The sequence below is a fragment of the Angustibacter peucedani genome, from assembly GCF_054779595.1.
This window is the reverse complement of the sequence record NZ_BAAGXY010000073.1, coordinates 1-22,279: the sequence shown is the minus strand read 5'-3', so window position 1 is coordinate 22,279 and position 22,279 is coordinate 1. Positions and strand designations below refer to the sequence as shown.

The following is a 22,279-nucleotide window of genomic DNA, read 5'->3' as shown; positions in this document are numbered from 1 at the left end:
TCTGCCGTGACCGACGTCGCACAGGTGGGGCGGGCGGCGCTCGACGAGCTTGAGGCCGAGCTGCCGCCCGGGTCGGTCGTGGTCGACCCGGACGTCGTCGAGAGCTACCGGCGCGACCGGGCCGACACCGTGGAACCCGGCTGGCCGCTGGCCCTGGTGCGACCGACGTCCACCGCCGACGTGCAGGTCGTCCTGCGGTGGGCCACCCGCCACCGGGTGCCGGTGGTGCCGCGCGGCGCGGGCAGCGGGTTGTCGGGCGGGGCGTCGGCCGTCGAGGGCGGTCTTCTGCTCTCGCTCGAGCGGCTGCTGGACGTCGAGGTCGACGCGGCCGCGCTCGTCGCGGTGGTGGGGGCCGGCGTCCTGAACGGCGACCTCAAGCGCGCGACCCGCGAGCACGGTCTCTGGTACCCGCCCGACCCGTCGTCCTACGAGTTCTGCTCGATCGGCGGCAACCTCGCGACGAACGCGGGCGGGCTGTGCTGCGTGAAGTACGGCGTGACGACCGACTACGTGCTGGGCTGCGACGTCGTGCTGGCCGACGGCACGCTGCTGCGGCTGGGCGGGCGCACGATCAAGGACGTCGCGGGGTACGACCTCAAGCGGCTGTTCGTCGGGTCGGAGGGCACGCTCGGCGTCATCACCCGGGCCACGCTGCGGCTGCGCCCGCTGCCGCCGCCGGCCACGACGATGGTCGCCACGTTCGCCACGGTCGAGGCGGCCGGGCGCGCGGTCACCGCGGTGGTGGGCCGGCACCGTCCGTCGGCGCTCGAGCTGATGGACCGCACCACCGTGCGCGCCGTCGAGGAGTACAAGCCCCGCGGTCTGGACGTCGACGCCGGCGCCACCCTGCTGCTGCAGTGCGACTCGTGGCCGGCCGCCGCGGGCGAGGCCGCCGCGATCGAGGCGGTCTGCCAGGCCGAGGGCGCCACCTACGTCGCGGTCACCGACGACCCGGACGAGGGCGAGATGTTCCTGCAGGCGCGGCGCGAGGCCTTCCCCGCGCTGTTCGAGCGCGGCACCACCTTGATCGAGGACGTCGGCGTGCCCGTCCCGCGCATCGCCGAGCTCGTCGCCGGCGTCGAGCAGGTCGCCGAGCGCTTCGACACCTCGATCGCCACCGTGGGTCACGCCGGCGACGGCAACTTCCACCCGCTGATCTCGTTCGACCCCCACGACGCCGCCGCCGTGGCGCGGGCCGAGCAGGCGTTCGCCGCCGTGGTCGAGCTGGCGCTGGGGCTGGGCGGGACGCTCACCGGCGAGCACGGGGTCGGGGTCGTGAAGGCGCCGTTCCTGGCGGCTCAGCTGGGGCCCGAGGTCGTCGACGTCACGCGCCGGATCAAGGCCGCCCTCGACCCCTTGGGGATCCTCAACCCGGGCAAGCTCGTCCCCTGACCCGCCGTCGTCAGGCGTCTCAAGCAGCAGCGCCGAGCACCCGATCTTCCAGGGCATGGCGACGGTGCGCGTGCCGGTGCGCTGGTTCGAGACCGGCCAGCTGGGTGCCGCCTGCGCGCGTCACGACGCCGGCGCGACGCGGACCCTGCCGCGCCGCGTGCTCGTGCTGGACTGGCTGGCGACCGTCGAAGGGGCGCTGCCCGCGTGCGGCCGGTGCGCCGGGGTCCGGCGGCTGCGACGTCGTGCCGAGGGTTCCGTGGCCGCCGGGTCGGTGCTGCTCGTCGGGCTGGCCGTCCTGCGCGGCAGCCGGTCCGACCTCGTGCTCGCCCTGCTGCTCGCCGGCGCGGCGCTCGCCGTCCGGGTGCTCGGCGCGGCGCGCGACGTGCGGGTGCGTCTGGCCGACGACCGCCGGTGGGTCACGCTGCGCGGCACCAGCGAGTCGTTCGCCCGCGCCGCGGTGCGGAGTGAGGAAGCGCACGCGCCGCGAGGGTGACGGCGGCGCGGCCGGTCGGGGAGCATGGGCGCCGTCCCGACAGGCGAAGGAGCCCGCGCATGCAGTTCGGTCGTAGCTACGAGGAGTTCGAGGTCGGTGCGGTCTACAAGCACTGGCCAGGCAAGACGGTGACGGAGTACGACGACCACCTGTTCTGCCTGCTCACGATGAACCACCACCCGCTGCACCTCGACGCGAACTACGCGTCCGAGACGACGCAGTTCGGCCAGAACGTGGTGGTGGGCAACTACGTCTACTCGATCCTGCTCGGCATGTCGGTGCCGGACGTCAGCGGCAAGGCCATCGCCAACCTCGAGATCGAGTCGCTGCGGCACGTCGCGCCGACCTTCCACGGCGACACGATCTACGGCGAGACGACCGTGCTCGACAAGCGCGAGAGCACGAGCAAGGACGACCGCGGCGTCGTCCACGTCGAGACCAAGGGCTACAAGCAGGACGGCACGCTGGTGTGCGTGTTCCGCCGCAAGGTGATGGTGCCCAAGCAGAGCTACCTCGACGCGCGGGGCGGTGAGCAGCCGGGCCGGCCGACCCCGAAGGAGCAATAGGCTGGGCTGGTGCGCGTCGACCTCCACACCCACTCCTCGGTGTCCGACGGCACGCAGCCGCCGACCGAGCTGGTGCGCGCGGCCGCCGAGGCCGGGCTGGACGTCGTCGCGCTGACCGACCACGACACCACCGCGGGCTGGGACGACGCCAGCGCCGAGGCGCTGCGGGTCGGCGTCCGGCTGGTGCCGGGCACCGAGATCTCGACCGCCGTGCGCGGCGTGAGCGTGCACCTGCTGAGCTACCTGCACGACCCGCAGGCCCCGGGGCTGAAGGCCGAGATCGACGCTGCGCGAGACAGCCGGCTGCACCGCGCCGAGCGCATGGTCGAGCTGCTGCGCGCCGATGTCGACCTGTCGTGGGACGACGTCCGGGCCCAGGTCGCCGAGGGCGCCACGATCGGGCGCCCGCACATCGCCGACGCGCTCGTCGCCAACGGCGTCGTCCGCGACCGCACCCACGCGTTCGAGAGCCTGCTCGCCTCGCACGGCCCCTACTACGTGCGCCACTACGCGCCCGACCCGGTCGACGCCGTCCGGCTCGTCGTCGAGGCCGGCGGGGTGCCGGTGATGGCGCACCCGCTCGCCCGGCTGCGCGGGCGCGTCGTCGGCGACGACGTCATCGCCGAGCTGGCGGACGCCGGTCTGGCCGGCCTCGAGGTCTTCCACCGCGACAACGACGAGGACGCCCGCCGCCACCTGCTCGGGCTGTGCCGCGAGCTCGACCTGCTGGTCACCGGGTCGAGCGACTACCACGGCGCGGGCAAGCCGAACCTGCTGGGGGAGTGCACGACCAGCCGCGAGGTGCTCGCCGAGATCGAGGCCCGGGCCACGGGCAGCCAGGTGGTCGGCTGATGGACGCCGTCCTCGACGCCCAGCTGCTGGGCTCGGTCTTCGTGACGCTGTTCGTCATCATGGACCCGCCCGGCACCGTGCCGATCTTCCTGGCGCTCACCGGGTCCATGACCTCGCGCCAGCGGGTCAAGGCCGCGCGGCAGGCGGTGGCGGTGGCGTTCGCCGTCATCATCGCCTTCGCGGTCTTCGGCCGGGCGCTGCTCGGCTACCTGCACATCAGCCTGCCCGCGCTGCAGGCCGCCGGCGGCCTCCTGCTGCTCCTCGTCGCCCTCGAGCTGCTGACCGGCAAGGACGAGGCACCGGGCTCGGCCGAGGGCGTCAACGTGGCGCTCGTGCCGCTCGGCACGCCGCTGCTCGCCGGCCCCGGCGCGATCGTGGCGACGATGGTGTTCGTGCAGCAGGCGGGGCGCTCCGACCACCGGCTCGCGGGGTACGTGGCCATCGGGCTCGGGGTGCTGCTGGTGCACGTGTGCCTGTGGCTGGCCATGCGCTTCGCCGGCGCGATCCACCGGGTGCTGGGCGAGGGCGGCACGACGCTCGTCACCCGCATCGCCGGTCTGCTGCTGTCGGCCATCGCCGTGCAGCTGGTCGCCGACGCCGTCCGCGCGTTCGTCGAGCAGGGCTGAGCGCGTGGCGCAGCAGCTGGGCTTCGAGGGCATGCCGCAACGGCTGTACAGCGCCACGCCCACGCGGCTGCTGACCTGGCTGGACTGCCCGCGCCGCTACCGGTTCACCTACCTCGACCGCCCGCCGCCGCCCAAGGGACCGCCCTGGGCCCACACCAGCGTCGGCACCTCGGTGCACCTGGCGATGTCGGACTGGTACGCGCTCGAGCCGCACCAGCGCACGCCGCAGGCCGCCGGGCGGGCCGTCGTGGCGCGCTGGCGGCCCGAGGGCTTCCGGGACGACGCGCAGCTGGCGACCTGGCGCTCGCGGGCGGCGGGGGAGACGGCGGCCTACGCCGCGACGCAGGACGCGTCGTCCGAGCCGCTCGGCGTCGAGCGCACCGTGGCCGCGCGCACCAGCCGGCTCGCGCTCAGCGGTCGCGTCGACCGGCTCGACGACCGCGACGGCGAGCTCGTGGTGGTCGACTACAAGACCTCGCGGCGGCCGCTGGGCGAGGACGACGCGCGCACCTCGCTGCCGCTGGCGATCTACGCGATGGGCGTGTCGACGGTGTTCCGCCGGCCGTGCCGCACCGTCGAGCTGCACCACGTGCCCACCGGCGAGGTCGTCCGGCACGAGTTCAGCGAGGCGTCGTTGCAGCGCAAGCTCGACGAGGCCGACTCGATCGCCACCGACCTCGGGCGGGCCGACGCCGTGCACGCCGAGGACGGCGCGGACTCCGAGCGCTCGGCCGCCACCTTCGCGCCGCGCACCAGCCCCCTGTGCGGCTGGTGCGACTTCCGCGCCGCCTGCCCCGAGGGCCGCCAGGCCGCGCCGGCCAAGGCCCCCTGGTCCGCCCTCGAGCCCACCTGACCCGTGCCGTCTGGGTGCGGGGGTCAGTGGTCTGGGGCGGCGGCGAGGCGCTGGCGCGCCGAGCGCAGGTGGGGTCCGGCTCGCAGCGGCGGGACGACGCCCTGCACCCCGCGCAGCGACGCGCGCAGCGTGTGCAGGGCCACCGTGGTGGCGGCCCCGTGCAGCGCGGCGGCGCCGGGCAACGACGGCATCGAGTACAGCCGGCGGGCCCACGGCGGCAGGGCGGCGAACGCCAACCCGGCGACCGCCGACCACGCCGGCCGGGCCACCGGCGCGACGCGCGCCGGGATGGGCGGCGCGATCACGTAGCTGACCTCCTCGCGCGCGACGCGGGTGGCGCGCAGCGAGGGCCGGAGGTCGCGGAAGTACTGCGCGAGCTGCTCGACGTCGTGCGGGACGTCCCCGGGCTCGAGGCCGACCAGCACCGCCGCCCGCACCTGCTCGCCGACGTAGCGGTCCGCGTCGTCGGCGTCCAGCGGCGAGCCCGAGCGGCGCAGGACGTCGAGCACCGAGTCCACCAGGCAGCAGTGCACCCAGGTCAGCAGCTCGGGCTCGTCCACGCGGTAGCCGTGGCCGGTGGCGGGGTCGACCGCCGACATCAGCGCGTGCAGGGCGCGCACGTGGGCGCCGGCCGAGAGGGCCTCGCCGCGCGTGCCGTAGGTCGTGACCGCGACGAACTCGCTGGTGCGGGCCAGCCGGCCCCACACGTCCTCGCGGAAGCTCGAGTGCTGCCCGACCGCCTCGGCCGCCCTCGGGTGCAGGGCCTGCAGCATCAGCGCGCGCAGCCCGGCCAGGCCGAGCACGGGGTCGGCGTGCAGGCGCCAGGTGACGGACGTCGGGCCGAACAGCCCGAGGTCGGGGTCGGCGGTCGCGTCCGGCAGGTGCAGGACGTCGAGGTCGAGGTCCAGGTCGTCGACGTCGACGTCGTCCAAGTGCTCGGGAGGTTCGAGCCCGGCCAGCCGGTCCACGGCAGGCGGGACCTGCCAGCCGCCCTCGACGGGGCTGCCGGGACCCTGGGGTCGTGCGGTGCGCCCTCGGCTCACCCCTCGACCATCGCAGGCCCGGGCGGGCCGTGCATCTCGGCGAAGCGCTCAGCCGGCCAGGCGCAGCTCGAACCAGACCTGCTTGCCGGCCGGGACGTCGACGACACCCCACTGGTGGGCGAGCGCCTCGACGAGGTGCAGCCCGCGCCCGCCGCGGTCGTCCCAGTGGACGTCGGCGACCGGCTCGACCTGCTCGGCGCCGTCGTGGCCGCCGTCGTCGACCGCCACCCGCAGCCCGAGGCCGTGCAGCTCGGCGTGCACCAGCACCGGGGGGTGGCCGTGCCGGATCGCGTTGGTGACGATCTCGCTCGTCAGCAGCACCGCGACGTCGGTGTCGTCGTCCGGGACGCCCCACGCGGTCAGGGCGTCGGCCAGCGCGTGACGGACGCGCGACACCTCCCGCGGCTCGCTGCGCACGGTCTCGACCAGCTCCACGGGGGTCATTGTTGCCTATCCTGGACGTCCGGCAACACTGTTCACCGACGTCACTTCCTGCTCGCCCGTCACAGACCCCGCGCGTCGACCCTGGAGGAGCCCGTGGCCCGTCGGCCCCCGACCACCGCCCGCACGGGCGGCGCCCGCGTGCTGGCGGTCGCCAACCAGAAGGGCGGCGTGGCCAAGACGACCACCGTGGCGGCGCTGGGAGCGGCGTTCGCCGAGGCCGGACGTCGGGTGCTGCTGGTCGACCTGGACGCGCAGGCCTGCCTGACCTTCTCGCTCGGCATCGACCCCGACACCGTCGACACCAGCATCGGCGAGGTGCTGCTCGGCACGGTCGCGGCGGCGGACGCCGTGCACCCGACGGACGACGGCGTCGACCTCGTCGCGTCGACCATCGAGCTCGCCGGCGTCGACGCCCAGCTGCTCAGCCGCCCCGGCCGCGAGTTCGTGCTGCGCTCGGCGCTGGAGCCGCTGCTCGACGGCTACGACGTCGTGCTGCTCGACTGCTCGCCCTCGCTGGGCGTGCTCACCCTCAACGCGCTGACCGCGGCCGACCAGGTGCTCGTGCCGTTGCAGTGCGAGATGCTCAGCCACCGCGGTGTCGGCCAGCTGCTCGACACCGTGGCCGACGTCCAGCGGGTGCTCAACCGCGACCTCGAGGTGCTGGGCATCCTGCCGACGCTGTTCGACGGCCGGACGACGCACGCCCGGGCCGTGCTCGCCGACCTGCCCGGCCGCTACGGCCTGCCGGTGCTCGACCCGATCCCGAAGTCGGTGCGGTTCGCCGAGGCCCCGGCCGTCGGGCGCTCGATCCTGGCGACGGCGCGCACGTCGAAGGGCGCCGAGGCCTACCGCGAGACCGCGGCCCGCGTGCTGGCGGACTGGGATCAGCAGGCCGCGAAGCGGTAGGTCGACGACCCCGGCGCGGTGACGTCGCGGTCGCGGCGCACCACGCCGATCCGCGCCCCGACGTCACGGCACGCGCGCCGGTACCCGACGTCGTCGTACTCGACGTCGACGACCTGGTTGCCGAACGCGTAGGTGTACGAGCGGCACTCGGCGTAGCGCCCGCACTGCTCGGCCACCGCGAGGTCGAAGCCGATCCACTCCCGCGACACGTGCCGGCCGAGCTGCGGCGTGTTCTTCTGCGCCACCGACAGTCCCAGGTGGTGGGCCGCCCGGGTCAGCAGGCGCGCGTAGGCCACGGCCTGCGCCTGGCCGAAGGGCACGCTGCTCTCGAGCGGCGTGCCGTCGAAGCGGGTCCACGAGTCGAGGTTGTCGAGCTCGACGGCCTGGAACCCCTTGCGGCGGCAGGTCTGCAGCATCGGCTGCACCCAGCGCGCCGCGGCCGAGCGCTTCGCCGACGTGCTGAGGTCGACCAGGTACTCGCCGCCCCAGCTCGGGTCGTCGCCGAGCCGGGTGAGCACCAGGTCGGCCGGCCAGCGCGAGCGCTCGTCGGGCCGGTCGACCGAGGGGTCGTCGTCCTGGGTCTGGAAGGCGTTGACGTAGCAGATCGAGTACCCGCGCCCCATCGGCCGGCCCTCGAACCAGTCGCGCGAGACGACGTCGACGCCCGCGCGAGGGCGGTAGGCCGAGCCGATCTGGTAGTCGAAGGTCGCGTCGGCCGGAACCCGCGGCCGGGTGGCGGCGGCGGCCGGGCCCGGCGCCAGCACTCCCGCGGCGAGCAGGCAGGCGACCGCCGCGGTCAGCAGGGCTGGGAGCGTTCGGGCCGGGCGCACGCGTCGACGCTACCCGGGACGTCGGACGGCGTCGCTAGGGTCGCGGACGTGTCATCCGTCCAGCGGCAGGGGGCCGCGCACCAGCTGTCGCGCCGCGACGCGCGCCGCATCGCGGTGACGGCGCAGCTGCTGACCGCCGAGCGGCCCGACGACCTGATGGCGACGGTGCGCCGCCTGACCCTGGTGCAGAACGACCTCACCGCGCACGTCGCCCCCAACGCCGAGCTGGTCGTCTGGAGCCGGCTCGGGCGCGCCGGGTCGCCCGACGAGCTCGAGGCCGTGGTCGACCAGCAGCGGCTGATCGACCTCGACGGCATGCTGCGCCCGCGCGAGGACGTCGCGCTCTACCGCGCCGACATGGCGGACTGGCCCGGCCGCGGCGAGCTGACGGAGTGGCAGGAGGAGCTCGCCGAGTGGGTCGAGGCCAACCGCGGGTGCCGGCTCGACGTGCTCGACCGGCTGCGGGCCGACGGGCCGCTGCCCGCCCGCGCGCTGCCCGACACCTGCGACGTCCCGTGGCGGTCGTCGGGCTGGACGAACGACAAGAACGTCGTGCGGATGCTCGACTTCATGCGCGCCCGCGGCGAGGTCGCCGTCACGCGGCGCGAGAACCGCGAGCGCTGGTGGGACCTCGCCGAGCGCGTCTACCCCGACGACCCCGTCGTCCCGGCCGAGCAGGCCGAGCGCGAGCGCGACCGGCGACGCCTGGCCGCGCTCGGCATCGCCCGCCGCCGCGCGACGCTCGTCGGCGAGCCGAACCACGTGGGCGACGCGGGCGAGCCGGCCGTGGTCGAGGGCGTGCGCGGCACGTGGCAGGTCGACCCCGCCTATCTGGACGACGGCAGGCTGGGCGCCGGGTTCCGCGGCCGCACCGCGGTGCTGTCGCCGCTCGACCGGCTCGTCTTCGACCGCAAGCGCGTCGCCGAGCTGTTCGAGTTCGACTACCAGCTCGAGATGTACAAGCCCGCGGCCAAGCGCCGCTGGGGCTACTTCGCCCTGCCGGTGCTGCACGGCGACCGGCTCGTCGGCAAGGTCGACGCGACGTCCGACCGGCGCCGCGGCGTGCTGCGCGTCGACGCCGTGCACGAGGACGTGCCGTTCAGCGCCACCCTCACCCGCGAGGTGCACCGCGAGCTGCGCTCGCTCGCCGACTGGCTCGAGCTCGACCTCGACCTGCCGGGCTAGGTCTCGCCCCGGGTCTCCTCGCCCGCGCACTCCTCGCCGGCGGCGAGCAGCCGCCGACCGAGGGCCCGCGCCGCGTGCCGCAGCTCGGGGCCGCCCACCACGCGGTACGGCACCGGCACCTTCACCAGCAGCTCGGCGTACCAGTAGGGGTTGCCGGTGCTGCCCACCAGCCGCGACGTGCCGTCGTCCACCGCGGTCAGCCGGCCCAGGGTGCGCGGCAGCCAGCGCACCGCCTGCTCGACCGGCGCCTCGACCAGCACCTCGCACGCGTACTCCCAACCGACCGCGAGGTGGTCCTCGAGCATGCCGACGGGGTCGAGGTCCGACGGCGGGGTGATGCTGCCCTCCAGCGGCCGGACGTCGTGCACCCGGTCGACCCGGTAGGCGCGACGGTCCTGCGCCGAGTGCGACCAGCACAGCAGGTACCACCGCCCGTGCCGCACCACCACCGCCCACGGGTCGGCGTCGACGTCCCACTCCGAGCCGGACTCCGAGCGGTAGCCGAACCGCACCGGACGGCGTTCGCCGCACGCCGTGACGAGCGCGATGGTGGCGTCGGGGTCGGGCCGGGCGGCGGCACGGTCGGGCGCCGGGGCGGTCGACCGGCGCACCGCTTCTGCCTGTGCCGCAACGGGTTCGGGCAGCGCGCGCATGATCTTGCCGAGCGCGCTGCCCACCGGGTCCGTCGGGTTGCCGGCGTCGTGGTGCCCGTCGAGCACCGCCATGACGAGCCCCAGCGCCTCGGCCGCGCTGAACACCAGCGGCGGCAGCCGCACGCCGCGGCCGACCCGGTAGCCGCCGTACGGCCCGCGCACCGACTCCACCGGGATGCCGGCCTCGCGCAGGATCCCGACGTAACGCCGGGCGGCCCGCTCGCTCACCCCGAGCCGCTCGGCCAGCCGGTCCGCGGTGATGCCCGGGCTCGCCTGCAGCAGCTCGAGCGCGAGCAGCGCCCGCGCGGTGGGGCTGGAGTCGGCGCTCATCGACGCGACCCTAACGCCCGGACGACCCGGCCCGGGTGCTATCACTCTGCTATCATCGACGGCATGGCCACCTCGGGCAGCCGGACGACGCGGGCGCGCGCGCACCGCACGCCGAAGACGTTGCGCCTCGACCCGGCCGGCGTCCAGGCCCTGTCCGACCTCGTCGCGGCGCATCCGGGCGCGTCCGAGAACGACGTCATCCAGGCCGCGATCGTCGAGGCGGCCGAGCGGCACTCCCTGGAGCACGACGCTCTCGCCGCCTTCGAGCAGGGTGCGCGGCGGTGGGCCGACGTCCTCGACCGCCTCGCGTGACCCCTCGCTTCCTCACGCTCGAGATCGTCCTGAAGGTCGTCGCCCGGCACGGCTGGCAGTTGAAGGACCCGGGGCTGCTGGACTCGGCGCTCAAGCGCCCGCAGACGACGGTCTTCGGCACCGACGCCTACCCGTCCTTGGGGGAGAAGGCCGCCGCCCTCCTGCACTCGGTGGCGCAGAACCAGGCACTGGTCGACGGGAACAAGCGGCTCGCCCTGCTCTGCGCCCACGCGTTCGTGACCATCAACGGCTCCGAGATCACGGCCGACGACGAGGCCGTCCTCGCCCTGCTGGACCGCGACGTGCCCGCCGGGCTGGACGACGTCCAGGAGATCGCCCGACGCCTGCGGGTCCGGGAACGCTGAGGCCGTCGCGGTTGCCCGGACGGCGCGTGGTCTGGTCGGGTAGGGGCATGAGCGACATGTGGCTGCCCGCCGACGAGGACCCGCGCGTGTACGTCCCCTTCCGCGGCGAGCGCGAGAACGTGCTGGGGTACCTGAGCAACTACCGGATCGCGTTCGAGCTGAAGTGCCAGGGCCTGGACGCCGAGCAGCTGGCCCGCCGGTCGGTGCCGCCGTCCACGATGTCGTTGCTGGGTCTGCTGCGGCACCTGGCCCGCGTCGAGAACCAGTGGTTCCAGCGCGTGCTCCAGGGCCGCACCGACGCGCCCCGCCTGTACGACGGCGGCGACGACCGCGACCTCGACTTCGACGGCGCGGTCGCCGACCCGGCGGTCGTCGAGGAGGCGTGGGCGTCCTGGCGCCGCGAGGTGCGGGCCGCCGAGGAGTGGGCGGCGCTCGACGTGCCGTTCGACCAGCTGCTCGACCACCACGGCGAGCAGGTCGAGGTGCGCGACGTCCTGGTGCACATGGTCGAGGAGTACGCCCGGCACGTCGGGCACGCCGACCTGCTGCGCGAGTGCGTCGACGGCCGCACGGGCCAGTAGCGCCTAGCATCCGAGGATGCCGGTACGAGCGGTCGTCCAACGAGGCCCGAAGGACAAGAAGTCGGTGGCGTTCGCCGTCGACTGGCCGGGATGGAGCCGCGGCGCCAAGACCGCGGACGAGGCCGTCGAGACCCTCGTCGCCTACCGCGACCGCTACCGCCCCGTCGCCGAGGCCGCCGGGCTGGCCGACGAGCTCGACGCGTCCGGCGACGTCGAGGTGGTGCTCGAGGAGGTCGGCACGGGCTCGACCGACTTCTGGGGCATCTCGTTCGCGCCGTCCCCGTTCGAGACCGAGCCGGTCGACGACGCCGCGCTCGACCGCTCGATCTCCCTGCTGCGCTCGTGCTGGGCGGCGTTCGACGAGGTCTCCGCGCGCGTCTCGGCCGAGCTGCGCAAGGGGCCGCGCGGCGGCGGGCGCGAACGCGACGAGGTCGTCGGCCACGTCCTCGGCGTCGAGAGCGGCCTGTTCGCCAAGCGCCTCGGCCTCCCGGTGCCGCAGGACGGACTGACCACCACGGCCGACGTCCGGCGGCACCGCGAGGCCTACGTCGCCCGGATGCGCGAGTACAACACCGGCGAGGGCAAGCGGATGCGCTCGTGGAACCTGCCGTTCCTGGTGCGGCACACCGCGTTCCACGTCCTGGACCACACCTGGGAGCTGGAGGACAAGGACCTCACGCCCCGCTGACCGGCGCCCCTCCGCCGAGCGGAGCCCACGCGGCCTCGCGCCACACGTCGTCCTCGTCGCGGGCGAACACGCTGATCCGGTCGACGTCGTGCTCGACCGGCCCGCTCGTCGCGAGCTCGGCACGCACCTCCGCGAGCAGGTCGGGGCCGCCGTCCGCCGAGACGGTCAGGTGCAGCGTCGGCTCGGGGTGCAGCCCGTCGTAGGGCGGGTACTCGGGGAACGTCGTGAGGACGTCGGCGAGCAGGGCGTCCAGCAGCGGCTCGGGGTCCGGCCGCAGCCAGACCACGCCGGTGCCCTCGAACCGGTCGGCCGTCGAGAAGCGCAGCCGCAACGGGGCCGAGCGCTCGGCGACCTGGCGCAGCCGCTCGAGCGCGGCGGCGTCGTCCGGCTCGGCCCACGGTGCCAGCAGCGTGACGTGCGGCGGGAACCGCCGCTCGATCGACAGCGCCGGCTGGTCCGGCGCGTACGACGTCGAGCGCCACCGCGAGGTGAACTCGGCCAGGCCGGGCAGCGACAGGATGAGCCCGCGCGAGAACCGCCCGCGCTCGACGTCGTCGCTCACGACGCGGGGGTCAGTCCGCGGCGGTGGCGGTGGCCTCGGCGGCGCTGGCGCCGCCACGGCCCCGGCCACCCCGACGACGGCGGCGGCGCGGTGCGCCCTCGCCGCCCTCGGACGACGACCCGGCGCCCGCGGCGGACGGCTGGCCCTCGCCGGAGCCGGCCGGTGCGCCGGCCTGGTCGGACGAGCCGGACTGCCCACCCCGGGTGCGGCGACGGTTGCGCTCGCGGGGAGCCCGCTCCTCGCCGTCCCGGCCGGACCGCTCGGAGCGGCCCTCGGAGCGGCCCTCGGAGCGACTGCCGGACCGACCGCCGGAGCGGCCCTCGGACCGACCGCCGGAGCGCGGGCGGTCGTCGCCGCGGCCGCGCTTGCCGGTCTCGCCGAGGTCCTCGACCTGCTCGGCGCCCAGGCCCTCGCGGGTGCGCTGCGAGCGGGGGAGCGTGCCCTTGGTGCCGTCGGGGATGCCGAGGTCGGTGAACAGGTGCGGGCTGGAGGAGTAGGTCTCCTGCGGCTCGGGGATGCCGAGGTCGAGGGCCTTGTTGATCAGGCCCCAGCGCGGCATGTCGTCCCAGTCGACGAAGGTGACGGCGACGCCGGTGCGGCCGGCGCGGCCGGTGCGGCCGATCCGGTGCAGGTAGGTCTTCTCGTCCTCGGTGCACTGGTAGTTGATGACGTGGGTGATGCCCTCGACGTCGATGCCGCGGGCGGCGACGTCGGTGGCGACCAGGACGTCGACCTTGCCGTTGCGGAACGCGCGCAGCGCCTGCTCGCGGGCACCCTGCCCGAGGTCGCCGTGGATCGCGGCAGCGGCGAACCCACGCTCGGCCAGGTCGTCGGCGACCTTGGCGACGGTGCGCTTGGTGCGGGCGAAGATCATCGTCAGCCCGCGCCCCTCGGCCTGCAGGATGCGCGCGACCATCTCGACCTTGTCCATGGCGTGCGCGCGGTAGACGAACTGCGAGATCGCCTTCAGCGTCGCGCCGTCGTCGGCCGGGTCGATCGCGCGGATGTGCGTCGGCTGGGTCATGAACCGGCGGGCCAGCGAGACCACGGCGCCCGGCATGGTGGCCGAGAACAGCATCATCTGGCGGCCGGACGGCGTCAGCGCGAGCAGCCGCTCGACGTCCGGCAGGAAGCCGAGGTCGAGCATCTCGTCGGCCTCGTCCAGCACCAGGGTGCGGACGTGGCCGAGGTCGAGGTGGCCCTGCTGGGCCAGGTCGAGCAGCCGGCCCGGCGTGCCGACGACGACCTCGACGCCGCGCACCAGCGCCTCGACCTGCGGCTCGTACGCGCGACCGCCGTAGACGGTGAGCACGCGGGTCGGGCGCAGGGTGCTGGCGGTCTCGAGGTCGCCGGCCACCTGCACCGCGAGCTCGCGGGTCGGGACGACGACGAGCGCCTGCGGCTTGCCGGGCGCCTCGAGCGCGTCGAAGCCGTCCTCGCCCGGCGCCACGCTGCGCTGCAGCAGCGGCAGGCCGAAGCCGAGGGTCTTGCCGGTGCCGGTCTTGGCCTGGCCGATGATGTCGTGCCCGTCGAGCGCGACCGGCAGGGTCATCGCCTGGATCGGGAAGGGCGTGGTGATGCCGACGCGCGAGAGCGCCTCGACGATGTCGGCGCGCACGGCGAAGTCCGCGAACGTGCGCACAGGGGTGTCAGGGGTGGTGGTGTCGGTCGTCACGAGCTTCCGATCGCATCGGGCGGGGGCCGCACGCCGGGCGCGGGGTGCGCTGGCGGGCCGCTCCGCTGGGGCGGAGCCGATCGGGTGTCTTCAGGCTCGTGCCGTGCTGGCGATGTGCCGTCTCGTGCGTAGATGGTCCGACCGGGCATCCAGGATGAGCACCAGTCTACCCGCCGCGGCTACGCTCCGTCGTCATGACGCCCCCGCCCGACGACGAGCCCGACGTCCAGCCGCTCGCCCCGCCGGACGGGCAGCCCGACCCGTTCGCCGACGCGGAGTACCGCCAGGCCGTCGTCGACCTGCTGGGCGCCATGGCCTACGGCGAGCTGACCGCCTTCAGCCGGCTGGCGGCGGACGCCGAGCTCGCCCCGAGCCTGGACGACAAGGCCGCGCTGGGCCGGCAGGCGGTCAGCGAGTTCCACCACTACGAGCTGCTGGACGCGCGGCTGCGCGAGCTCGACGCGGACGTCGCCGACGCCATGCACCCGTTCGTCGAGGCCATCGACGCCTTCCACGACCGCACCCGCCCGTCGTCCTGGCTGGAGGGCCTGGTCAAGGCCTACGTCGGCGACGGCATCGCGACCGACTTCTACCGGGAGGTCTCGGCCTACGTCGACCCCGGCACGCGCGCGCTGGTGCTCGAGGTGCTGCAGGACATGGGGCAGGGCGAGTTCGCGGTGCGCACGGTGCGCGAGGCCATCGACCGCGACAACACCGTGGCCGGCCGGCTGGCGCTGTGGGGACGGCGGCTGGTCGGCGAGGCGCTCTCGCAGGCCCAGCGGGTGGCGGCCGAGCGCGACGCGCTGGGCAGCCTGCTGATCGGCGGCGGCTACCACTCCGGCGGCGCCGACCTGGCCGAGATCGGCCGGATGTTCGCCCGGCTGACCGGGGAGCACACGCGGCGGATGGGGCGGCTCGGGCTGTCGGCCTGACCCGGCTCGCGCGACACGGGGAAGGACGGCAGGGCCGGCACGCGACGAGGGCCGCACCCCGGTGGGGTGCGGCCCTCGTGCGTGGGGGACGCGTCAGCGCACGGCGCCGCGCCCGCCCTTGATCCGGCTGACGAGCAGCACGCCCAGCGCGGCCAGGACGACCTGCACCAGGATCTCGACCCAGTCGACGCCCTTGGTGTCCTGCAGCCCGCCGACGATCAGCGTGCCCACGATCGCGGCGACGATGCCGACGACGATCGTGAGCAGGATGCCGATGTTCTGCTTGCCCGGGATCACGAGACGCCCGAGGGCGCCGATGACGGCGCCGATGATGATGGCGCTGATGATGCCGCCGATGGTCATGTGTGGTTCCTCCCGTTCCGTGGCTGACTGATGATCAGCCCGGCGAGACTCTGGCACGACCCACGGCACCCCGCCAGACGAAACGGGACCGTCCGGACGGTCAGAGGGTGCCGAAGCCGACCCGGCGCTCGGACTCCTGGCCGAGGTCGACGTACCCGATCACGGCGCCCGGCACGACCACGGTGCGGCCCTTGTCGTCGGTGAGGCGCAGCAGGCTGCCGTCGCTGATCGCGGCGTCGACGAGGGCGGTCACCTCGGCGGCGCTCTGCGCGGACTCCAGCGTGATCTCGCGGGCGACGTTCTGGACGCCGATCTTGACCTCCACGGCGGGGGCCTCCTGGCTCTGGTCTCGGTGGTTCTCGGGTGGTGCTCGGGTGGTTCGGGGGTGGTGCTGGCTGCGACAGGCTAACGGCGGGACGCGGCGACCTGTTCCGCGTGTTCGCTGACGGTGGACTGACCGGCGTCGATCTTGGGGAAGCCGCCCAGCCCGCGCCACGACAGCTGGGCGATGAGCCGGCCTGCGGCGTCGCGGGGGATCGAGCCGCCGGTCTGCAGCCAGTACCGCGCGGTCACCTGGGCCATGCCGGTCAGCGCCACCCCGAGCAGCTTGGCCTCGTCGGCCGGCAGCGAGGTGTCCTCGCTGATGACCTCGGCGATGGCGTCGGCGCAGCGCTCGGTGACGTCGTCGACCCGCTCACGCACGGCGGCCTCGTTGGTGAGGTCGGACTCGAAGACCAGCCGGAACGGCTCGCCCTCGCGGTCGACGAACTCGAAGTAGGCGGCCATCGTCGCCGCGACCCGCTGCTTGTTGTCGGACGTCGACGCCAGTGCCGCGCGCACGGCGTCGACGAGCTCGCCGGTGTGCTGGTCGAGCAGCGCGAGGTAGAGCTCGAGCTTGCTGGGGAAGTGCTGGTAGAGCACCGGCTTGGACACCCCGGCCTGGTCGGCGATCTCGTCCATGGCCGCGGCGTGGTAGCCGGAGCGGACGAACACCTCCTGGGCGGCCTCGAGCAGCTGGGCGCGGCGGGCGTTCCTGGGGAGCCGGGCGCTGCGGCCCCGCGTCGCCGGTGACGTCGTCACGTGTGTCCTCCTGCCTGCGCAGCCGGGTGGTCTGGCGCCCGATCCTACGGGCCAGTAGGCCATTCGGAGGGTTCGGTAGCCCATCCGGGCGTCGCGCGCCCGGATCCGGCGTCCCTGCGTGATCGGCGCTGGCAGACTCGGCGCGTCCGGACGGACCCCCGTCACCCGCTCGGACGTGACCGTGACGGACGCCCGCTCGGGGGCGCGACGCAGAAGGACCGGGATGCCACGGTGAGCGCGTACGAGGTCGACGCCGCGACGATGTGCGACGCCCTCAGCCACGTGCCCGGCGTCGAGCACGTGGTGCTCGAGTTCGACGAGCGCGGCAACGGCGTCCTGCGCGTGCAGGTCAGCCACGGCCAGGACCACGCGAGCGTCGTCGGCGCCGCCGTCACCCAGATGCGCTCGAAGTTCGGCCTCGGCGTCGACCAGCGGCGGCTGCGCCTGACCGGCCCGGCCGGCCGTCCCGTCGTGGCCGTCGTCGAGACGCTGGACGACGGTGCGCTCACCGCCGCCGACGCGCCGGCCGGGGCGGCCGAGGCCCACAGCGCCGAGCTCGAGGTGGCACCCGAGGAGCTGGACGTCCGCGCGCCCGAGCTCGTCGAGGAGCTGGTCGACGAGCGGGCCGGCACCACCGACCTGACGGCGGCGCTGTCGGCCGCGCCGCCGGAGCTGCGTCACCCGGCCGCGGGCCGTCACCGCCCGTTCCCGCTGCCCGAGCCCGAGGAGCAGCGCTCGCCCCGCGTCGTCGTCGAGCGCGTCGTCGTGAGCACCGAGCGCCAGGAGGTGCGGGCCAGCGTGCAGCTGCGGCTCGGCGCGGCGCTGCACGAGGGCATCGCGAGCCGTCCCGCCACCGGCTCGGGCGCGCACCGGGCGCTCGCGGCCGCGACGGCCAGCGCCGTCGAGGCGGTCGTGTCGACGTCCGCGCGGCTCGAGGTCGACCAGGTCGACCTGCTGCAGGTCGGCCCCGACCACATCGCCGTCGTGGTGCTGTCGCTGCTGACCAGCCAGGGCATCGACCGGCTCACCGGCTCGGCCCTGGTGCGCAGCGACGCGCGCGACGCCGTCGTCCGGGCCACCCTGGACGCGCTGAACCGGCGTGCCGGGATCGTGGGTCCCCAGGGCGGCGCGGCCGCGTGACATCCTCGGGGCCGTGAGCCCCGAGGCGCCCCGCCGGTACTCCGCGGTGCAGGTGCGCCGCCGCCGGCTGGTGGCCGTGCTGGTCGTGCTCGCCCTGGTGGCGGTGGTGCTCTGGGCCCTGACCCGCGGCGGTGGCGACCCGCCGTCGTCCGGGCCGGGCGCGGCCTCGGCGGGGGCGACGCCGGAGCCCTCGCCCACCGGGACGGCCCGGCGGACGCCGACGGCCTCGCGCCCGTCCACGCCCAGCCCCACGACCGTGCGGCAGCGCGGCACCGGCCGGCTCGTCGTGGTCCCGGGCGCGGTGCCCGCGCCGGGACGGGGGACGGTGGTGCGCGTGCGGGTCGAGGTCGAGCAGGGGGTCGACGTCGACGTCCGGGCGTTCGCCGCGACGGTCCTCGCGACGCTGAACGACCGGCGCTCGTGGGGCCACGGGGGCACCCGCACCTTCGCCCGCACCACCGGCGACGCGGACGTCGTCGTGGTGCTCGCCAGCCCCGACACCTCGGCCGAGCTGTGCCGGCCGCTGGTGACCCACGGCAAGCTCTCGTGCGGCAACGGCGACCGCGCGGTGCTCACGTCGTACCGGTGGGCCCGGGGCACACCCGAGTTCCCGGACCTGGACGTGTACCGGCAGTACGTCGTCAACCACGAGGTCGGGCACGTGCTGGGGCACCACCACGAGCAGTGCGGCGGGGCCGGCCGGCTCGCACCGGTGATGCAGCAGCAGACCAAGCAGGTCGCGCCCTGCCGCCCGAACGCGTGGCCCTACCCCTGAGGTCGCGCTCGTACAGTGGGGCGGTGAGCCTGCCGCCGCTCGTCGACCCCGGTCCGCCGCTGGACCGCGACCGGGTCGCGCGGTACGCCCGCCACCTGCTGGTCCCTGAGGTCGGTGAGCTGGGCCAGCGGCGGCTGGCGAACGCCCGGGTGTGCGTCGTCGGGGCCGGCGGGCTCGGCTCGCCGGTGCTGCTCTACCTGGCGGCGGCGGGCGTCGGCACGATCGGCGTCGTCGACCCGGACGTCGTCGAGGCGTCGAACCTGCAGCGCCAGGTCGTGCACGGCGTCGCGGACGTCGGCCGGGCCAAGGTCGCCTCGGCCGCCGCCCGGCTCGCCGAGGTCAACCCGCTGGTGACGGTCGTGCAGCACCCGGTGCGGCTGGACTCGACCAACGCCCTCGACGTGCTCGCGGGGTACGACCTCGTGGTCGACGGCACCGACAACTTCCCGACGCGCTACCTCGTCAACGACGCCTGCGTGCTGCTGGGCGTGCCGTGCGTCTGGGGGTCGATCTACCGGTTCGACGGGCAGACCAGCGTGTTCTGGGGCGGGCACGGACCCTGCTACCGCTGCCTGTTCCCCGAGCCGCCGCCGGCCGGCAGCGTGCCGTCGTGCGCCGAGGGCGGCGTGCTCGGCCTGCTGTGCGCGGCGATCGGCGCGGCCCAGGGCACCGAGGTGGTCAAGCTGGTCACCGGCATCGGCACGCCGCTGCTCGGCCGGCTGCTGGTGCACGACGCGCTGCGGGCCACCTGGCGCGAGCTCGCGGTGCAGCCCGACCCCGCGTGCCCGGTGTGCGGTGACGCGCCGTCGATCACGCGCGAGAGCGGGCTGGTCGACTACGACGCGTTCTGCGGGGTGCCGCTGGCAACCGTTGCGGCAGAAGGGGACTCGGTGAGCGCGGTCGAGCTCGCCGCGCTGCTGCGGGCGCGGGACGAGGGCCGGGCGGACGTCGTCCTGGTCGACGTCCGCGAGCCGGGGGAGCGGGCGGTCGTGTCGATCCCCGGAGCGGTCGCGGTGCCGCGGGCGCGCTTCGACAGCGGGGAGGCCTTCGCCGAGATCCCGTTCGACCGGCCGGTGGTGCTGCACTGCCGCTCGGGGGCGCGGTCGGCGTCCGCGCTGGAGCTGCTGCGCGCGGCCGGGCACGGCGACGCCCGCCACCTCGAGGGCGGCGTGCTCGCCTGGGTCGAGCAGGTCGACCCCTCCCTCCCCACCTACTGACCCCTGCTCTTTCTTCGCACGTCGGGACCAGGGTCGGGGTCAGCGGTCGGCGCAGGCGGACTTCAGCTGGTCGGAGGCGGCCTTGGTCGCGGCGGCGCCGCCGTCGGACGCGATCGTCTGCAGCGGACCGGTGTAGGTCGACGGGACGCCGGCCTGCTCGGCCGCCGAGGCGATCGAGGCGATCACCGCCTTCTCGTTCGCCGACACCGCGCCGTCCGAGAGCGGTCCCGAGCCCTCGGTGAGCCCGCAGACCTGGTCGACCGCGGCCTCGCGCGCCTGCGTCTTGGCCTGGTCGGTCGCCTTGCTGGCGGCGCTGGACGCCGCGCCCTTGGCGGAGTCCTCGACCTGGCTGCAGCCGCCGAGCACGGCGAGCGCGAGGACGACGGCGGCGGACGGGCGCAGGACGGTTCGGGGCGGTCGCATGGCCGCGAGTCTGGCACGGACGCCGGCGCGCGCCCGGCAGACTGGGCGCCGTGACCCCACCCGTCGACGAGCCGCCGGACGACGAGCTGCCGCGCTTCGCCGCGATGGTGCTGGACGTGGTCGACCGCGTGCCGCCGGGGCAGGTCGTGACCTACGGCGACGTGGCGGAGTACCTGGGCGAGGGCGGTCCGCGCAAGGTCGGCCGGGTCATGTCGCAGCACGGCTCGGCGGTGGCCTGGTGGCGCGTGCTGCGGGCCGACGGCACGCCGGCGCCCGGGCTGGAGGACCGCGCGTTCACCGAGTACCGCGCCGAGGGGACCCCCTTGCGCCCCAACGGTCGCCGGGTCGACATGGCGCGCGCCCGGTGGGCCGGTGACTGAACCCCTGACCGGGTCGCGTCGGACCGGGTCGCGTCGGACCGGGTCGCGTCGGACCGGGTCGCGTCGTCCGACCGCCCTGTCGGCGTCCTGTGGTGGGATCGTCCTGTGACGACGACGGCCCGCCGACCCGGGCGCGAACGCCCCGCGGTGCGCCTGCGCCGCGAGCGGCTGCGCGCCCTGCCGCCGACGCGCCTCGACCCCGCCCAGCAGGCCGTCGTCGACCACCGCGGCAGCCCGCTGCGCGTGCTGGGTCCGCCCGGCACCGGCAAGACGACGGGGCTGGTCGAGGCCGTCGACGACCGCGTGCAGCGCGACGGGCTCGACCCCGGCCGGCTGCTGGTGCTCGCGCCCTCGCGGCTCGCGGCGGCCCGCCTGCGCGAGCTGGTCACGGCGAGGCTGGCGGTCACGGTGCGCGAGCCGCTGGCGCGCACGCCCGGGTCCTTCGCGTTCGGCGTGCTGCGGCAGGCGGCGGCGCTCGCGGGCGAGCCGGCCCCGCGGCTGATCACCGGCCCCGAGCAGGACGTCGTCCTGCGCGACCTCCTGGCCGGGCACACGCAGGGCGAGGGGGCGGCGCCGCGCTGGCCGCACGACCTGCTGCCGGCCCTGCCCACCCGCGGCTTCCGCGGCCAGCTGCGCGACCTGCTGATGCGGGCCGTCGAGCGCGCCATCAGCCCGGCCGAGCTGGCCGAGCTCGGCGAGCGGCACGAGCGCCCTGAGTGGGTCTCGGCGGCGGGCCTGCTCGAGGAGTACCTCGACGTCACCGCGCTCGCGGCGCCCGGCGGGTACGACCCCGCGGCCATCGCGAGCGAGGCCGTGGCCGCGCTGCTGGCCGACGCCGACCTGCTGACGTCGGTGCGCGACCTGGTGCGGCTGGTGGTCGTCGACGACGCGCACGAGGCCACCTCGGCCGTGGCCGACCTGGTGCGCACCGTCGTGGGCGGGCGGCCCGACCTGCTCGTCGCCGGCGACCCGGACGCCACCACCCAGACCTTCCGCGGCGCCGACCCCGGTCTGCTGCTGGGCACCGGGACGGCCGACGCCCCCGACCACCGCGTCGTGGTGCTCGGCACCTCGTGGCGACAGCCCGAGGGGCTGCGCGGCACCACCGCGCGGGTCGCCGCTCGCATCGGGGCGGTCGGCGGCGGGCGGCAGCGCCGGGTCGAGCAGCCGGCCGACCTCGAGCGGGCTGCCGGCGACGTCGCGGTGCACGTGGTGCGCACCCCGGCGCACGAGGTCGCCCTGGTGGCAGACCTGCTGCGGCGCAAGCACCTCGTCGACGACGTGCCCTGGTCCGAGATGGCGGTGCTGGTGCGCGGGCGGGCGCGGTCGTCGTCCCTGCGGCGAGGGCTGGCGCTGGCCGGCGTGCCCGTCGACGTCCCGCTCACCGAGCTGCCCGTGCGCGACCAGCCGGCCGTCGTCCCGCTGCTCGACGCGTTCGAGACCGGCCTGGCGATCGCCGCCGGCTCGCCCGACCCGCTGGCGCCCGACGTGGCCGAGAGCCTGCTGCTCTCGCCGCTCGGCGGCGCCGACACCATGGCGCTGCGCCGGCTGCGGCGGGCGCTGCGCGCGCAGGAGCTCGCGGCCGGCGGCGGCCGCGGCAGCGGGGCCCTGCT

28 protein-coding genes are annotated in these 22,279 nt (G+C 75.4%); 18 read left to right on the top strand and 10 right to left on the bottom strand.

Annotation, left to right across the window (positions count from 1 at the left end; genetic code table 11):
- Window positions 1-6: 6 nt before the first annotated feature.
- Genes ACYVJ4_RS13425 through ACYVJ4_RS13400 form a run of 6 tightly spaced genes read left to right on the top strand, consistent with a single transcriptional unit; the run spans window position 7 to window position 4,782 of the window.
- Window positions 7-1,392 (top strand): FAD-binding oxidoreductase, encoded by a 1,386-nt coding sequence (locus tag ACYVJ4_RS13425; protein ID WP_460460636.1) that lies wholly within the window; start codon window positions 7-9, stop codon window positions 1,390-1,392.
- A gap of 55 nt (window positions 1,393-1,447) precedes the next feature.
- The gene (locus ACYVJ4_RS13420) at window positions 1,448-1,885 is read left to right on the top strand and encodes a hypothetical protein (protein ID WP_460460635.1); all 438 of its coding nucleotides are present in this window, start codon (window positions 1,448-1,450) and stop codon (window positions 1,883-1,885) included.
- Window positions 1,886-1,944: 59 nt separating this feature from the next.
- Window positions 1,945-2,451 carry a MaoC family dehydratase gene (locus ACYVJ4_RS13415; RefSeq protein ID WP_460460634.1) on the top strand — a complete coding sequence of 169 codons (507 nt, stop codon included), beginning with the start codon at window positions 1,945-1,947 and terminating at the stop codon, window positions 2,449-2,451.
- A 9-nt stretch (window positions 2,452-2,460) separates the two neighbouring features.
- On the top strand, window positions 2,461-3,303 hold the full coding sequence (locus ACYVJ4_RS13410) for a PHP domain-containing protein (protein ID WP_460460633.1): 843 nt from the start codon (window positions 2,461-2,463) through the stop codon (window positions 3,301-3,303).
- Complete coding sequence (locus ACYVJ4_RS13405; RefSeq protein ID WP_460460632.1) at window positions 3,303-3,929, top strand: MarC family protein; 627 nt, start codon at window positions 3,303-3,305, stop codon at window positions 3,927-3,929. The genes ACYVJ4_RS13410 and ACYVJ4_RS13405 overlap by 1 nt, the downstream gene beginning before the upstream one ends.
- A gap of 4 nt (window positions 3,930-3,933) precedes the next feature.
- Window positions 3,934-4,782, top strand: a complete 849-nt coding sequence (locus tag ACYVJ4_RS13400; protein ID WP_460460631.1) for a RecB family exonuclease — start codon at window positions 3,934-3,936, stop codon at window positions 4,780-4,782.
- 23 nt (window positions 4,783-4,805) lie between these two features.
- Here ACYVJ4_RS13400 and ACYVJ4_RS13395 read toward each other — a convergent pair whose 3' ends face one another.
- Window positions 4,806-5,825: an oxygenase MpaB family protein gene (locus ACYVJ4_RS13395; protein WP_460460630.1), complete on the bottom strand. Its 1,020-nt coding sequence runs from the start codon at window positions 5,823-5,825 to the stop codon at window positions 4,806-4,808.
- Window positions 5,826-5,873: 48 nt separating this feature from the next.
- Entirely contained in the window at window positions 5,874-6,269 is a 396-nt protein-coding gene (locus ACYVJ4_RS13390) for an ATP-binding protein (protein WP_460460629.1), read from the bottom strand.
- 93 nt (window positions 6,270-6,362) lie between these two features.
- On the opposite strand from ACYVJ4_RS13390, the gene ACYVJ4_RS13385 reads away from it, so the two are divergent.
- A complete protein-coding gene (locus ACYVJ4_RS13385; protein WP_460460628.1) occupies window positions 6,363-7,175 on the top strand; it encodes a ParA family protein in 813 nt (270 codons plus the stop codon).
- Here ACYVJ4_RS13385 and ACYVJ4_RS13380 read toward each other — a convergent pair.
- On the bottom strand, window positions 7,154-8,005 hold the full coding sequence (locus tag ACYVJ4_RS13380) for an endo alpha-1,4 polygalactosaminidase (protein ID WP_460460627.1): 852 nt from the start codon (window positions 8,003-8,005) through the stop codon (window positions 7,154-7,156). The genes ACYVJ4_RS13385 and ACYVJ4_RS13380 overlap by 22 nt on opposite strands.
- 48 nt (window positions 8,006-8,053) lie before the next feature.
- Between ACYVJ4_RS13380 and ACYVJ4_RS13375 the strand changes: the two genes are divergently transcribed.
- Window positions 8,054-9,190 (top strand): DNA glycosylase AlkZ-like family protein, encoded by a 1,137-nt coding sequence (locus ACYVJ4_RS13375; protein WP_460460626.1) that lies wholly within the window; start codon window positions 8,054-8,056, stop codon window positions 9,188-9,190.
- Here the strand turns inward: ACYVJ4_RS13375 and ACYVJ4_RS13370 are convergent.
- Window positions 9,187-10,173 carry a helix-turn-helix transcriptional regulator gene (locus ACYVJ4_RS13370; RefSeq protein ID WP_460460625.1) on the bottom strand — a complete coding sequence of 329 codons (987 nt, stop codon included), beginning with the start codon at window positions 10,171-10,173 and terminating at the stop codon, window positions 9,187-9,189. The genes ACYVJ4_RS13375 and ACYVJ4_RS13370 overlap by 4 nt on opposite strands.
- A gap of 63 nt (window positions 10,174-10,236) precedes the next feature.
- Between ACYVJ4_RS13370 and ACYVJ4_RS13365 the strand changes: the two genes are divergently transcribed.
- From ACYVJ4_RS13365 to ACYVJ4_RS13350, 4 genes are read left to right on the top strand one after another with little or no spacing between them, the layout of a single operon-like run.
- Window positions 10,237-10,485 (top strand): CopG family transcriptional regulator, encoded by a 249-nt coding sequence (locus ACYVJ4_RS13365; protein WP_460460624.1) that lies wholly within the window; start codon window positions 10,237-10,239, stop codon window positions 10,483-10,485.
- The gene (locus ACYVJ4_RS13360; RefSeq protein WP_460460623.1) at window positions 10,482-10,850 is read left to right on the top strand and encodes a type II toxin-antitoxin system death-on-curing family toxin; all 369 of its coding nucleotides are present in this window, start codon (window positions 10,482-10,484) and stop codon (window positions 10,848-10,850) included. The genes ACYVJ4_RS13365 and ACYVJ4_RS13360 overlap by 4 nt, the downstream gene beginning before the upstream one ends.
- A 47-nt stretch (window positions 10,851-10,897) precedes the next feature.
- Window positions 10,898-11,431, top strand: a complete 534-nt coding sequence (locus tag ACYVJ4_RS13355; protein WP_460460622.1) for a DinB family protein — start codon at window positions 10,898-10,900, stop codon at window positions 11,429-11,431.
- A 16-nt stretch (window positions 11,432-11,447) separates the two neighbouring features.
- Window positions 11,448-12,119 (top strand): hypothetical protein, encoded by a 672-nt coding sequence (locus ACYVJ4_RS13350; RefSeq protein ID WP_460460621.1) that lies wholly within the window; start codon window positions 11,448-11,450, stop codon window positions 12,117-12,119.
- Here ACYVJ4_RS13350 and ACYVJ4_RS13345 read toward each other — a convergent pair.
- Both ACYVJ4_RS13345 and ACYVJ4_RS13340 read right to left on the bottom strand, forming a co-directional pair.
- Window positions 12,106-12,681 (bottom strand): 2'-5' RNA ligase family protein, encoded by a 576-nt coding sequence (locus tag ACYVJ4_RS13345; protein ID WP_460460620.1) that lies wholly within the window; start codon window positions 12,679-12,681, stop codon window positions 12,106-12,108. The two genes, ACYVJ4_RS13350 and ACYVJ4_RS13345, sit on opposite strands and share 14 nt — an antisense overlap.
- A gap of 10 nt (window positions 12,682-12,691) precedes the next feature.
- Window positions 12,692-14,356, bottom strand: coding sequence for a DEAD/DEAH box helicase (locus ACYVJ4_RS13340; RefSeq protein ID WP_460460619.1), 1,665 nt, complete (start codon window positions 14,354-14,356; stop codon window positions 12,692-12,694).
- A gap of 194 nt (window positions 14,357-14,550) precedes the next feature.
- Here ACYVJ4_RS13340 and ACYVJ4_RS13335 point away from each other — a divergent pair, with 194 nt between their 5' ends.
- On the top strand, window positions 14,551-15,288 hold the full coding sequence (locus ACYVJ4_RS13335) for a ferritin-like fold-containing protein (RefSeq protein ID WP_460460618.1): 738 nt from the start codon (window positions 14,551-14,553) through the stop codon (window positions 15,286-15,288).
- Between the two features lie 93 nt (window positions 15,289-15,381).
- On the opposite strand, the gene ACYVJ4_RS13330 is transcribed toward ACYVJ4_RS13335, so the two are convergent.
- The 3 genes from ACYVJ4_RS13330 to ACYVJ4_RS13320 all read right to left on the bottom strand — a co-directional run bounded on the left by ACYVJ4_RS13330 (window position 15,382) and on the right by ACYVJ4_RS13320 (window position 16,731).
- Window positions 15,382-15,651 (bottom strand): GlsB/YeaQ/YmgE family stress response membrane protein, encoded by a 270-nt coding sequence (locus ACYVJ4_RS13330; RefSeq protein ID WP_460460617.1) that lies wholly within the window; start codon window positions 15,649-15,651, stop codon window positions 15,382-15,384.
- Window positions 15,652-15,751: 100 nt separating this feature from the next.
- Window positions 15,752-15,976 (bottom strand): DUF3107 domain-containing protein, encoded by a 225-nt coding sequence (locus ACYVJ4_RS13325; protein ID WP_460460616.1) that lies wholly within the window; start codon window positions 15,974-15,976, stop codon window positions 15,752-15,754.
- A gap of 80 nt (window positions 15,977-16,056) precedes the next feature.
- Complete coding sequence (locus ACYVJ4_RS13320) at window positions 16,057-16,731, bottom strand: TetR/AcrR family transcriptional regulator (RefSeq protein WP_460460615.1); 675 nt, start codon at window positions 16,729-16,731, stop codon at window positions 16,057-16,059.
- A 231-nt stretch (window positions 16,732-16,962) separates the two neighbouring features.
- Between ACYVJ4_RS13320 and ACYVJ4_RS13315 the strand changes: the two genes are divergently transcribed.
- From ACYVJ4_RS13315 to moeB, 3 genes are read left to right on the top strand one after another with little or no spacing between them, the layout of a single operon-like run.
- Entirely contained in the window at window positions 16,963-17,871 is a 909-nt protein-coding gene (locus tag ACYVJ4_RS13315; RefSeq protein WP_460460614.1) for a hypothetical protein, read from the top strand.
- 13 nt (window positions 17,872-17,884) lie between these two features.
- Entirely contained in the window at window positions 17,885-18,646 is a 762-nt protein-coding gene (locus ACYVJ4_RS13310) for a DUF3152 domain-containing protein (protein ID WP_460460613.1), read from the top strand.
- Between the two features lie 23 nt (window positions 18,647-18,669).
- On the top strand, window positions 18,670-19,863 hold the full coding sequence (gene moeB / locus ACYVJ4_RS13305; RefSeq protein ID WP_460460612.1) for a molybdopterin-synthase adenylyltransferase MoeB: 1,194 nt from the start codon (window positions 18,670-18,672) through the stop codon (window positions 19,861-19,863).
- Between the two features lie 39 nt (window positions 19,864-19,902).
- On the opposite strand, the gene ACYVJ4_RS13300 is transcribed toward moeB, so the two are convergent.
- Window positions 19,903-20,286 carry a hypothetical protein gene (locus ACYVJ4_RS13300; RefSeq protein ID WP_460460611.1) on the bottom strand — a complete coding sequence of 128 codons (384 nt, stop codon included), beginning with the start codon at window positions 20,284-20,286 and terminating at the stop codon, window positions 19,903-19,905.
- A gap of 104 nt (window positions 20,287-20,390) precedes the next feature.
- Here ACYVJ4_RS13300 and ACYVJ4_RS13295 point away from each other — a divergent pair, with 104 nt between their 5' ends.
- Entirely contained in the window at window positions 20,391-20,666 is a 276-nt protein-coding gene (locus tag ACYVJ4_RS13295; RefSeq protein WP_460460645.1) for an MGMT family protein, read from the top strand.
- A 105-nt stretch (window positions 20,667-20,771) separates the two neighbouring features.
- A partial coding sequence (locus ACYVJ4_RS13290) for a UvrD-helicase domain-containing protein (protein WP_460460610.1) occupies window positions 20,772-22,279 on the top strand: 1,508 nt, incomplete at its 3' end.